At 36.8% G+C, this 11,608-nt stretch carries 12 protein-coding genes; 10 read left to right on the top strand and 2 right to left on the bottom strand.

Going from position 1 to position 11,608, the window contains the following annotated elements; all coding sequences use genetic code 11:
* Positions 1 to 37: 37 nt before the first annotated feature.
* Positions 38 to 976, bottom strand: coding sequence for an FAD:protein FMN transferase (locus tag ACMZ6U_RS06620; protein WP_416107312.1), 939 nt, complete (start codon positions 974 to 976; stop codon positions 38 to 40).
* An 8-nt stretch (positions 977 to 984) separates the two neighbouring features.
* Entirely contained in the window at positions 985 to 1,170 is a 186-nt protein-coding gene (locus ACMZ6U_RS06615) for a 4-oxalocrotonate tautomerase (protein WP_416107310.1), read from the bottom strand.
* A 432-nt stretch (positions 1,171 to 1,602) separates the two neighbouring features.
* Between ACMZ6U_RS06615 and ACMZ6U_RS06610 the strand changes: the two genes are divergently transcribed.
* From ACMZ6U_RS06610 to ACMZ6U_RS06565, 10 genes are read left to right on the top strand one after another with little or no spacing between them, the layout of a single operon-like run.
* Positions 1,603 to 2,181: a thymidine kinase gene (locus ACMZ6U_RS06610; protein WP_416107308.1), complete on the top strand. Its 579-nt coding sequence runs from the start codon at positions 1,603 to 1,605 to the stop codon at positions 2,179 to 2,181.
* Between the two features lie 33 nt (positions 2,182 to 2,214).
* Positions 2,215 to 3,294, top strand: a complete 1,080-nt coding sequence (prfA, locus tag ACMZ6U_RS06605; protein ID WP_416107306.1) for a peptide chain release factor 1 — start codon at positions 2,215 to 2,217, stop codon at positions 3,292 to 3,294.
* Entirely contained in the window at positions 3,294 to 4,121 is an 828-nt protein-coding gene (prmC, locus tag ACMZ6U_RS06600; protein WP_416107304.1) for a peptide chain release factor N(5)-glutamine methyltransferase, read from the top strand. The genes prfA and prmC overlap by 1 nt, the downstream gene beginning before the upstream one ends.
* 5 nt (positions 4,122 to 4,126) lie before the next feature.
* Positions 4,127 to 4,717, top strand: coding sequence for an L-threonylcarbamoyladenylate synthase (locus tag ACMZ6U_RS06595; RefSeq protein ID WP_416107314.1), 591 nt, complete (start codon positions 4,127 to 4,129; stop codon positions 4,715 to 4,717).
* A 13-nt stretch (positions 4,718 to 4,730) separates the two neighbouring features.
* The gene (locus ACMZ6U_RS06590) at positions 4,731 to 5,162 is read left to right on the top strand and encodes a GNAT family N-acetyltransferase (RefSeq protein WP_416107302.1); all 432 of its coding nucleotides are present in this window, start codon (positions 4,731 to 4,733) and stop codon (positions 5,160 to 5,162) included.
* A gap of 10 nt (positions 5,163 to 5,172) precedes the next feature.
* Positions 5,173 to 6,429, top strand: coding sequence for a serine hydroxymethyltransferase (glyA, locus tag ACMZ6U_RS06585; RefSeq protein WP_416107300.1), 1,257 nt, complete (start codon positions 5,173 to 5,175; stop codon positions 6,427 to 6,429).
* Positions 6,430 to 6,433: 4 nt separating this feature from the next.
* Positions 6,434 to 7,408 (top strand): nucleoid-associated protein, encoded by a 975-nt coding sequence (locus ACMZ6U_RS06580; RefSeq protein WP_416107299.1) that lies wholly within the window; start codon positions 6,434 to 6,436, stop codon positions 7,406 to 7,408.
* Positions 7,408 to 8,013: a lysozyme family protein gene (locus ACMZ6U_RS06575; protein WP_416107297.1), complete on the top strand. Its 606-nt coding sequence runs from the start codon at positions 7,408 to 7,410 to the stop codon at positions 8,011 to 8,013. The genes ACMZ6U_RS06580 and ACMZ6U_RS06575 overlap by 1 nt, the downstream gene beginning before the upstream one ends.
* A 17-nt stretch (positions 8,014 to 8,030) precedes the next feature.
* Positions 8,031 to 9,767 (top strand): ABC transporter ATP-binding protein, encoded by a 1,737-nt coding sequence (locus ACMZ6U_RS06570; RefSeq protein WP_416107295.1) that lies wholly within the window; start codon positions 8,031 to 8,033, stop codon positions 9,765 to 9,767.
* Entirely contained in the window at positions 9,764 to 11,500 is a 1,737-nt protein-coding gene (locus ACMZ6U_RS06565) for an ABC transporter ATP-binding protein (protein ID WP_416107293.1), read from the top strand. The genes ACMZ6U_RS06570 and ACMZ6U_RS06565 overlap by 4 nt, the downstream gene beginning before the upstream one ends.
* Positions 11,501 to 11,608: the final 108 nt, after the last annotated feature.

Here is an 11,608-nt window from a genome sequence, read left to right as displayed (position 1 = left end):
AAATATAAAAAGTTGGAGTAGTCTCCAACTTTTTATATTAATATAGGCTTTGATATTTACTTCTTAACCCTTGAGAGATGGCTATGCGATGATCTTTGGTGATAATTATTCCTTCAATACCGACAGTTCTTTCAATAATCATCATAGCTTCAATGATAGGGAGTCCAAAGAGTCTAGTTGTCCATATTTCACCATCTACTGATAGATCAGCGACAATAGTTATGCTTGCCATGTCCGTCTCAATAGGATGACCAGTACGTGGGTCAAAAATATGATGATAGGTTTTTCCATCGTGAACTAACTTTCGTTCATAAATACCAGAAGTGACAACTGATTGATTATCAACTTTGATAATCCCAACATTATTCCCACGCTCTAATTCGGGATGTTGAATACCTATATACCATTTGTTATCCGATCTGTTTCGATTAGGACCATAAGTTAAGACATTACCACCAAGATTAATCATAGCAGCAGTAACATTTTTATGTTTTAGGTAGTCTATAATGCGGTCAGCGATATAACCTTTAGCGATAGCTCCTAAATCAATACGCATGCCTTTTTTAGCTAAAAATACGGTTTCCTCATCAGGATTTATGATAATTTGGCGGGGGGCAATTAAAGATAATGTATTTTCAATGGTAGCATGTTCTGGAACATGAGCATCCGAAAATCCGATCCTCCAAGCATTAACAAGAGGACCAATAGCAATATTAAGGTGACTTGGTTCTGCCAGACTATGCTCTTTACCTAGAGATATTAATTCAAGTAACTCAGGGGTTACTTGAGTGGGCTTGATACCTGCGTTTAAATTAACAGTCATCAGCTCAGAGGTCTCATCATTGGCACTAAATCTTTTATTATATAGGTGTAAAAGATTCACACAATCGTCAATTAATATTTCTGCAATAGGGCTATCAACCAGCAGATCAATGGTTGTTCCCATAAGACGAAGAGAGTGAGATTTTAAAGACATGAGACTACTTAATTTTTCTTTTTGACTTCACCTTGAGGAAAGTAACTGCCTTCAGGCATATCATTGATAAAGATATGAATAGCTTCTTTTGGGGCATCTGCGACTCGAGAAACAACTTCAGTGACTTCGCGAGCAAGTTGAGCTTTCTGTTCGTCGGAACGTCCTTCAAACAAATCAATTGTTACAAATGGCATAATAATTCTCCTTCACTATTGTAATAAAGATAAAATAATCACTTCATAGAGGGGCTTAGTTAGATGGGAGGCAAGCTTTTTTGGTAGATTCTTGCTGGGACATCATATAGTAGTAAAAAATTTTCACATGATGTTACGTATTAAATGGGTTATTTGGAGTTTTTAGCTAAAAATTGATAAATCATCATGATAAAAGATAACAGATGAGATACACTCTTGTTAACTTAGGTAAATGATTTCGCAGGATCATGCTCCTAAACGTCAAGCTTAGCCTAGTTTTAGACTCAAGATAAAGCTATATTTGTCCATATTTTAACATAAATTTTAGCAATTGTCAGATTTTTATGGACGCTTTTTTCATATATCCTTAGTCGCAATAGCCCCTTTTTTGTGGTAAAATAGATAGGATATTGAAGGAAGAGGTCAGAATTTTTGGCACAATTATATTATCGTTATGGCACTATGAATTCTGGAAAATCTATTGAGATTTTAAAGGTTGCTTATAATTATGAAGAGCAAGGGAAATCTATCGTTTTAATGACTAGCTCTCTTGATAACCGTGACGGTTTTGGTTACGTTTCGAGTCGAATTGGGATAAAACGTCAGGCAGAAGTCATTACTCCAGAAACTGATATATATGGTTTTATTCAAAATAAAGAGACCAAACCATATTGTGTCCTCATTGATGAGTGTCAATTTTTGACAAAGGCTAATGTCTATGATTTGGCTCGCGTAGTAGATGAATTGGATATTCCAGTTATGGCTTTTGGACTAAAAAATGATTTTAGAAATGAATTATTCGAAGGTTCAAAGTATTTTCTGCTATTAGCTGATAAAATCGATGAAATTAAAACTATTTGTCATTATTGTTCACGAAAAGCTACCATGGTTTTACGAATAGAAGATGGGAATCCTGTCTACGATGGCGATCAAATTCAAATTGGTGGCAACGAAACCTATACTTCTGTTTGTCGAAAACATTATTTTAGTCCAGACTTACATAAGCATTAAGCACAGCTATTTACCAAAGGAGAAAGAAAATCAATGAATATTTACGATCAATTGCAAGCGGTTGAAGATCGATATGAAGAATTGGGAGAACTTTTATCCGATCCCGCAGTCGTCTCAGATACTAAACGATTTATGGAACTTTCAAAAGAAGAAGCTAGTACTCGTGATACTGTTACGGCTTACCGTGAATACAAACAAATCATTCAAAATATCGCAGATGCTGAGGAAATGATAAAAGATGCAGGTGGTGACGCTGATTTGGAAGAAATGGCCAAAGAAGAGTTAAAAGACTCTAAAGCAGCCAAAGAAGAATACGAAGAAAAATTAAAAATCTTGCTCTTACCAAAAGATCCTAATGATGATAAAAATATTATTTTAGAAATCCGTGGTGCTGCTGGCGGGGATGAAGCTGCGCTCTTTGCTGGAGATCTTCTTCAAATGTACCAAAAATACGCTGAAACCCAAGGTTGGCGTTTTGAAGTTATGGAAGCATCTTATAATGGTGTTGGTGGTATCAAAGAAGTGGTTGCCATGGTTTCTGGACAATCCGTATACTCTAAATTGAAATACGAATCAGGAGCTCATCGTGTGCAACGTGTGCCAGTTACCGAAAGTCAAGGCCGTGTCCATACGTCAACAGCGACTGTTCTCATCATGCCAGAAGTAGAGGAAGTCGAATACGAGATTGATCAAAAAGACCTTCGTGTCGATATTTACCATGCCTCTGGTGCGGGTGGACAGAACGTTAATAAAGTTGCCACAGCCGTTCGTATGGTTCACATTCCAACAGGTATCAAGGTTGAGATGCAAGAAGAGCGTACCCAACAAAAAAACCGCGATAAGGCGATGAAAATTATTCGTGCGCGTGTGGCTGATCACTTCGCACAAATTGCTCAAGATGAGCAAGATGCTGAGCGTAAGTCAACCGTTGGTACTGGTGACCGTTCAGAGCGTATTCGTACTTATAATTTTCCACAAAATCGTGTCACAGACCACCGTATTGGCTTGACGCTTCAAAAATTAGATATGATATTGTCAGGAAAAATGGATGAAGTTGTTGATGCTTTGATTATGTATGATCAAACGCAAAAACTTGAAGAATTAAATAAATAATGACCTATAGGCAGTTAATAAATGAGTTGGGACAATCTCTTGAAGCCGTTGGTGAAGAGAGAGAAGCCCTAGAATTTGCTTTCAAAGAAAAAAAACTGTGGTCAACAACGGATTTCGTTATAAATCAAGCTAAGGAAGTGACGTTGGAGGATGAAAAACTTCTGAAAGAGATTTTTGACCACCTTGAAGCTCATAAGCCAGTCCAACATTATCTGGGCTATGCGTATTTTAAAGATTTAACCCTAAAAGTTAGTCCTGATGTTTTAATTCCACGCCCTGAAACAGAAGAGTTGTTAGATCTTATCTTATCTAAAAATCCTACTAAACCTTTGAAAGTATTAGACGTTGGAACTGGGAGCGGTGCAATTGCTTTAGCTCTTAAAAACCAACGTCCTGATTGGCAGGTAACAGCCCTTGATATCTCTAAAACTGCTTTGGAGATAGCCAAGCAAAATGGTCATAAACTAGGACTCACTATTAATTGGTTAGAATCCGATGTTTTCAGTCAGGTTTCAGGTATGTTTGATATTATTGTTTCTAACCCTCCCTATATTTCAGAAGACGATAAAGAGGAAGTTGGAACTAACGTATTGTCACATGAACCGCATGGTGCTCTATTTGCGCCTAATGATGGCTATGCTATCTACCAGCAAATCATTGAGGAAGCACCTGAGTATTTGACTGAAATTGGTCAAATCTACTTTGAAATTGGCTATAAGCAGGGGCGAAAAGTAAAAGAAATGTTGAAAAATACCTTCCCTAATGCTACTGTAACAGTCTTAAAAGATGTTTTTGGGAAAGATAGAATGGTGGTGTTAACTAAGTGACAAGTATTGGAAAACTATCACAGGCATTAGAAGATAGACACGCAGTTGTCTTGCCTACAGAGACTGTTTATGGTCTTTTTGCCAAGGCGTTGAATGAGCCTTCTGTAAATCTCGTTTACAACTTAAAAGAGCGTCCACGTGATAAGGCTATGAACCTCAACGTCTCTTCTTATGATGATATTTTGAATTTTTCTAAAAATCAACCAGACTATTTGAAAAAATTGTATAAAGCTTTCTTACCTGGTCCCTTAACCATCATTTTACAAGCGAATGAAAAAGTTCCTACTTGGATTAATTCTGGTTTAGATAGTGTTGGCTTCCGTCTTCCTAATCATCCGATAACGCAAGAGTTAATTGCTAAACACGGTCCTCTAATTGGACCATCAGCGAATAAGTCAGGGCAAGAGAGTGGGAAGTATTTTAATACTATCATGCAATCTTTTGATCATGTAGTTCTTGGTTATGAAGATGATGACTTTTTGACAGGTGTGGACTCAACTATTCTTGATTTATCGAAAAAAAAGGCGGTCATTTTAAGGCAAGGAGCTATTTCAAAAGAAGATTTATTGTCAGTGGTGCCTGAACTTAAGTTCTAGAAGGAGGGCTTATATGCTTCGTTCTTTAACACTAGCTGATATATCAGCTATTCGTCATATTAATGATGTATCATTGGGATATCCAGTGACATTAGAGACAACAGAAAAACAGTTTCAAAAAATAGCACAAAACCCCAAGCATATGTTAATAGGTTTTGAGGATCATTCGTCACACCAGATTATTGGGTATGTGCATGCCGAAGTCTACGAAAGTTTATATTCAGAAGCTGGTTTAAATGTTTTAGCCTTAGCTGTTTTGCCAAATTCTCAAGGACTTGGAATTGGTAAAGCCTTAATGCAGTGTTTAGAGGAACAAGCTAAAGTTGCAGGATTTGCCTTTATACGCTTAAATTCAGGGTCGCACCGTAAAGAAGCGCACGCTTTTTACCAGCAGATTGGTTACACTAGTGATAAGACACAATTACGCTTTATCAAAGAATTATGAGGAAAATAATATGATTTTTGACCAAAAAGATTTTAAAGCATACGATGCTGAATTATGGCAGGCGATTGATACTGAAGCAGATCGTCAGCAAAACAATATTGAATTAATCGCTTCTGAAAATGTGGTTTCAAAAGCTGTTATGGCAGCACAAGGTTCTTTATTGACCAACAAGTACGCTGAAGGTTATCCTGGAAATCGTTATTATGGTGGTACACAGGCAGTAGATGTCGTTGAGACTTTAGCTATTGAACGGGCTAAAGAATTATTTGGTGCTAAGTTTGCTAATGTTCAACCACATTCTGGAAGTCAAGCTAATGCAGCAGCCTACATGGCCTTGATTGAGTCTGGCGATACAGTATTAGGAATGGATTTATCAGCAGGTGGGCACTTAACACATGGTTCTCCTGTTAACTTTTCTGGAAAAACTTATCAGTTTGAGGCCTACGGCTTGGATCCAGAAACGGAAGAATTGAATTATGAGGCTATCTTAGAGAAAGCTGAGGCTGTTCAACCGGCACTTATTGTAGCAGGCGCTTCTGCCTATTCAAAAGCTATTGACTTTAAAAAATTCCGCCAGATTGCTGACCAAGTTGGCGCTAAACTCATGGTTGATATGGCTCATATCGCAGGTTTAGTAGCTAGTGGACTCCACGAAAATCCTCTATCGTATGCTGATGTTGTAACGTCAACTACCCACAAAACGCTTCGAGGACCACGTGGCGGACTAATTTTAACAAATGATGAAATTCTAGCTAAAAAAATTAATTCAGCTGTCTTCCCTGGGTTACAAGGTGGTCCTTTAGAGCATGTTATTGCTGCTAAGGCTGTTGCATTTAAAGAAGCTCTTGACCCATCTTTTAAAGACTATAGTCAACAAGTAATTGCTAATGCTAAAGCTATGGTTGCTATTTTTCAAGCTGACCCAGATTTTCGTGTCATTTCCGGTGGAACAGACAATCACCTTTTCCTAGTTGAAGTAACTAAGGTTGTTGAAAATGGTAAAGTTGCACAAAATCTCTTAGATGATGTCAATATTACTTTAAATAAAAATGCTATTCCCAATGAACAATTATCTCCATTTAAAACATCAGGTATTCGTATCGGAAGCCCTGCAATCACCAGTCGTGGGATGACAGAAAAGGAAGCAAAACTAATTGCTGAATTGATTATCAAAACACTTAAAAATGCTAGTGATGAGAATACCTTAGATGAAGTTAGAAGTGAAGTGAAAGCTTTAACAGATGCTTTCCCACTTTATGAGAATTAAAATCATGTTAGATTTGTATTTAAAACAATTAGTCATTCATCAATTCAGTCCAAATGACACTGAGTTGCATTTAGCACAGGCACCTATTCAGTTTACGCCTCGTCTTGATGACTATTTCCGTAAGAAAATCTCCAAAGTTTTCTCAGATGATGCTAAGCGCGGAAAATTTTCAGAAGATCATCCCTTTTTAGCTCATTTTAGTGATGATTTGCTAGAGACATCAACTAAAATAGCCAACCTTTGGAAAGAAGAGTTTGTTATTTCCGAAGATCAAAAGACCAATGACCTTGTCTTTATTGAATTTGATAAGGATGGGCAAGCCTTCTTTGCTTTTTTGAGAATTGTCCTTAAAGAGAATTTAGCTCATCTAGCTGATGGTGACAATCCAATCTCTTTGACACAAAATAATTTACCAAGTGCTGCTCAAACACCTGACGAAGCCTTGATTATCAATCGTGAAAGTAATCAGTATTATTTGATTGAAAAAAGAATCAAACATAATGGAGCTTTTGCTAACTATTTCTCTGAAAATCTTCTTCAAGTGGAACCTGAGCAATCGGTTAAAAAATCCATCAAAATGATGGAAAATACCGCACAAAAAATTGCAGAACAGTTTAATAAAGATGATTTTCAATTTCAATCAAAGATGAGAGCAGCTATCCATAAAAATATCGAAGAGGAGCAGGAATTATCTCCTGAAAAGTTAGCAGATCAGCTCTTCGATGATAATCTAACAGCTCGTTTAAGCTTTGTTGATCAATTAAAAGAAAGTGTGCCTGAACCAATTTCAGTAGCTGATATTGATCATAGTCGTCAGTCTAAAAAGTTGGAGACGCAGAAGTTGTCGCTATCAAACGGTATTGAACTTTTAGTTCCTAATAATGTTTATCAAGATGCTGAATCGGTCGAATTTATCCAAAACCCAGATGGAACATACTCCATTTTAATCAAAAATATTCAGGATATTACTAATAAATAATGTTTAGATTTATCAAAAGAACGATAGCCATCGCTTTTCTTATCTTTCTTTCGTTTCAATTGTTTACAATACACCAAGATGTTACTAATGTTCTTTCTTATCGCCCATTAGTTGAAGAAATATTGGCTGAAAATGATTCAACAACTAACGAAGATTTGATTTTGGCTATGATTTATACAGAAACAAAGGGACAAGAAGCTGATTTGATGCAATCCAGTGAAAGTTCAACAGGTGTTGCCAATTCCATCACTGATAGTCGAGAAAGTGTCAGGCAAGGTGTTACAGTCTTATCAGAGAATTTAGAAAAGGCAAATGACTATGATACAGATGCTTGGACGGCTATTCAAGCCTATAATTTCGGGAGTGCCTATATCAATTATGTTGCCAAACACGGCAAAAAAAATACGATTGATTTAGCTAAAGACTATTCTCAGACGGTGGTCGCGCCAAGTCTTGGAAACAAGTCAGGAGATACTTATCGCTACTATAATCCTGTTGCGCTATTTTACGGTGGTGGTGAATTGTATCGTAATGGTGGTAATATCTACTACGCTAAACAAGTACAATTCAATTTGTTTCTAATTAAATTAATGAGTAAATTCTAGAGAGGCAAGAGGAAAGTATGGCAGCCTTATTTCACTATTTTAAAGATTATATCAAGGAAACAATCCTAGGTCCTTTATTTAAATTACTAGAAGCCTCTTTTGAGTTACTTGTACCTCTCATTATAGCTCGAATTGTCGATGAAATTATTCCACAAAATAATAAAAATCATCTATTTATGATGATTTTTCTGTTATTTGGGCTTGCTCTTGTTGGGGTAATAGTAGCGGTAACAGCTCAGTATTTTTCTTCAAAGGCAGCTATTGGATATACCCAATCTTTATCTGATGATTTGTTCGATACAATGATGAGTTTGCCCAAGGAAAAACGTGATAAACTTGGCATATCAAGTCTGGTCACTCGAATGATTAGTGATACTTATCAGATACAAACGGGAATCAATCAATTCTTACGCCTTTTTTTACGTTCACCATTTATTGTATTTGGTGCAGTGATAATGGCGTTTACCATTAGTCCAAAATTGACGGCTTATTTTCTTGGAATGGTTTTGGCTCTCTTTGCTGTTGTTTTTACGATGAGTCATCTCCTTAATCCTATTTATAGAAAAATTCGCAACTCTATTGATCATCTGGTCGCATTAACTAGGGAACAATTAGAAGGCGTACGTGTGATCCGTGCCTTTGGTAGGACAGAGAATGAAGCTAAAGTATTTCAGAATGAAAACCTACAATATCAAAACCATCAATTATCAGCAAGTTTTTTGTCAAGTCTGGTTGGTCCTTTAACTTTTATTGTTGTTAATATGACCTTGATAATAATCATTTGGCAAGGAAATCTTTTGATTGACAATTCATTGTTAACTCAGGGAATGCTGGTAGCTTTGATCAATTATCTTTTACAAATTTTGACAGAGTTGCTCAAATTAACGATGTTGGTGACTTCGCTTAATCGGAGCTTTATTAGTGCTAAACGTGTACAAGAGGTTTTTGAGCAAACTAGTGAACTCCTAGAGGAACCTCTTGAGACCATAGAAGAAAGAACAAACGATGTCGCAATTGTTGCTAAAGATCTTACCTTTACCTATCCTAATGCTGCTAAACCTTCTTTAAAAGAGATTTCCTTCAGTTTGCAAAAAGGTGAGTTTTTGGGCATCATCGGAGGAACAGGGGCAGGAAAATCAACTCTTGTTAATCTATTAGCAAACCTTTATCAAGCTCAATCGGGACAGTTAGTGATTTACGATAATGAGAAGCAACCTCGTCATTTAAAAGAATGGCGTGATTGGGTAGCAGTTGTGCCACAAAAAGCTCAATTGTTCAAGGGGAGTATTCGTAGTAATTTAACTCTTGGTAGTGATCTTATTTATAAAGATGAGGATTTAAAAGAGGTTCTAGATATTGCCCAAGCTAGTGAGTTTGTCGAAGGAAAAGATCGACAACTAGATGCTGAGGTTGAAGCTTTTGGTCGTAATTTTTCTGGTGGACAGCGTCAGAGATTGACCATTGCTCGCGCTTTGGTAAAAAAAGCACCTTTTCTTATTTTAGATGATGCTAGCTCAGCCTTAGATTTCTTAACAGAGAGTCGTCTACTAACTGCACTACATCAAGAACGTCGTCGTGTTAAGGGGCAATTAATTATGGTCTCTCAAAGGACACGAAGCTTAAAATCTGCTGACAAGATTTTAGTTTTAGATCAAGGACGCTTAATTGCTCAGGGTAAGCATGATGACTTACTGGAAAATTGTCAACTTTATCGTGATATTCATTATTCTCAAGAAAGTCAGGAGGCCAAATGAAAGCAAAACATCAAGAAAAAACTCGCCAACGTTTGGTCTCTGATATGCTAGCTTATCGTTGGCTTTTGAGCATTATTTTTATTGGTTCTATTCTTCAAGTTGGTTTAACGATTTATTTACCTATTCTTATCGGTCGTGCGATTGATGGGGTTATCAGTCCACATCGTTTAGCACTGATTCCTCCGATTCTAGGTCAGATGGGAATCATTATTATTTTAAATGCTCTGGTGCAATGGCTAAATCCTCTTTTGACTAATCGTTTGATTTTTTCATATATTACTGACTTGCGTGAAAGAGTTAATCAACACTTGAATAAACTCCCTATTTCAAGTATTGATCGCTTTGGAGTTGGCGATTTGGTTAGCCGTGTTACCACAGATTCAGAGCAGTTGATTAACGGTTTACTTATGATTTTCAATCAATTCTTAGTCGGTATCTTAACCATCATTATGACCATTTTGACTATGGCTAAATTGGATTTATTGATGCTATTACTTGTGTTAGTTTTGACACCTTTATCTCTCTTAGTTGCTCGTTTTATTGCCAAGAAAAGTTATACTTTTTTTCAAGAACAGACTAAAGCTCGGGGGGATCAAACCCAGTTTGTTGAAGAAGCTTTTAATCAAGAGACTTTGGTTCAGGTTTTCAATGCTCAAGAACAGATGACCGATACCTTCAAAAAACTAAATCATCACTATGCGAAGGTGTCTCAAAAAGCTGTTTTTTATTCGTCAACGGTTAATCCAACTACAAGATTTATCAATGCTTTAATTTATGCTTTGTTAGCAGGAGTAGGGGCTTTCCGAATTATTCATGGTCAGTTTACTGTTGGACAATTGGTGACCTTTTTGAATTACGTTAATCAGTACACCAAGCCTTTTAATGATATCTCTTCAGTGATGTCAGAGCTTCAAAGTGCTTTAGCTTGTGCTGAGAGACTTTATACTATTCTAGATCTCCCAACTCAAGAAGAATCACAGCAACAATCTTTCCATGGTAATCTTTCTGGTCAAGTAACGTTTAAGCATGTTAGCTTTGGCTATGAGCCAGAAAAACCCTTACTCAAAGATTTGAATTTAAAGATTAAAGCAGGTAGTCAGGTCGCTATCGTCGGTCCGACTGGCGCTGGAAAGTCTACTCTCATCAATCTTCTCATGCGTTTTTATGACATTGACCAAGGAGATATTTTAATTGATGATATTTCAATTTTTCAAGTCACACGCCAAAATTTAAGAAATCAGATTGGTATGGTGCTTCAAGAAACATGGCTAAAGTCTACTACTGTGCATGATAATATTGCTTATGGAAAGCCTAACGCTTCGAGAGAAGAGGTTATTGATGCTGCCAAAGCTGCAAATGCCCATTTCTTTATTGAGCAGTTACCGAAAGGATATGATACTTACCTGACTGATGGTGGATCATCCCTCTCACAAGGACAACGTCAGTTGATGACCATTGCTCGTGTTTTCTTGAAAAATCCCAAATTATTAATTCTAGACGAAGCTACTTCATCCATTGATACTAGAACAGAACTTCTGGTACAGGATGCTTTTAGTAGTCTCATGAAGGGTAAGACAAGCTTTATTATTGCTCACCGCCTATCAACCATTCAGCAAGCTGATATTATTTTAGTCATGGTAAATGGTGATATTATTGAACATGGAAAACATGAGGAGTTAATGGCTAAGCAAGGCTTCTATTACCAAATGCAAACGGCACAAGAAACAAAATAAGATAACCCCCTGATTTCTAAATGAACTTCTCCCTGTCAAGTAGACAATGAAATAATACTCGAAGAAAATCAAAAATCTGACTAGAAAAAGCGTCGTAGCTAGAACTAA

The sequence above is a fragment of the Streptococcus pluranimalium genome (genome assembly GCF_047785745.1).
In the GTDB taxonomy this organism is placed as follows: domain Bacteria; phylum Bacillota; class Bacilli; order Lactobacillales; family Streptococcaceae; genus Streptococcus; species Streptococcus pluranimalium_B.
Note: the sequence above shows the minus strand (reverse complement) of the source record. Positions and strands in the feature narration are given on the sequence as shown.

Coding starts and splice junctions, on each gene's coding strand:
- prfA (WP_416107306.1), top strand. CDS start 2,215: ATGAATATTTACGATCAATTGCAAGCGGTTGAAGATCGATATGAAGAA.
- ACMZ6U_RS06575 (WP_416107297.1), top strand. CDS start 7,408: ATGTTTAGATTTATCAAAAGAACGATAGCCATCGCTTTTCTTATCTTT.
- ACMZ6U_RS06565 (WP_416107293.1), top strand. CDS start 9,764: ATGAAAGCAAAACATCAAGAAAAAACTCGCCAACGTTTGGTCTCTGAT.
- prmC (WP_416107304.1), top strand. CDS start 3,294: ATGACCTATAGGCAGTTAATAAATGAGTTGGGACAATCTCTTGAAGCC.
- ACMZ6U_RS06590 (WP_416107302.1), top strand. CDS start 4,731: ATGCTTCGTTCTTTAACACTAGCTGATATATCAGCTATTCGTCATATT.
- ACMZ6U_RS06580 (WP_416107299.1), top strand. CDS start 6,434: ATGTTAGATTTGTATTTAAAACAATTAGTCATTCATCAATTCAGTCCA.
- ACMZ6U_RS06615 (WP_416107310.1), bottom strand. CDS start 1,170: ATGCCATTTGTAACAATTGATTTGTTTGAAGGACGTTCCGACGAACAG.
- glyA (WP_416107300.1), top strand. CDS start 5,173: ATGATTTTTGACCAAAAAGATTTTAAAGCATACGATGCTGAATTATGG.
- ACMZ6U_RS06620 (WP_416107312.1), bottom strand. CDS start 976: ATGTCTTTAAAATCTCACTCTCTTCGTCTTATGGGAACAACCATTGAT.
- ACMZ6U_RS06570 (WP_416107295.1), top strand. CDS start 8,031: ATGGCAGCCTTATTTCACTATTTTAAAGATTATATCAAGGAAACAATC.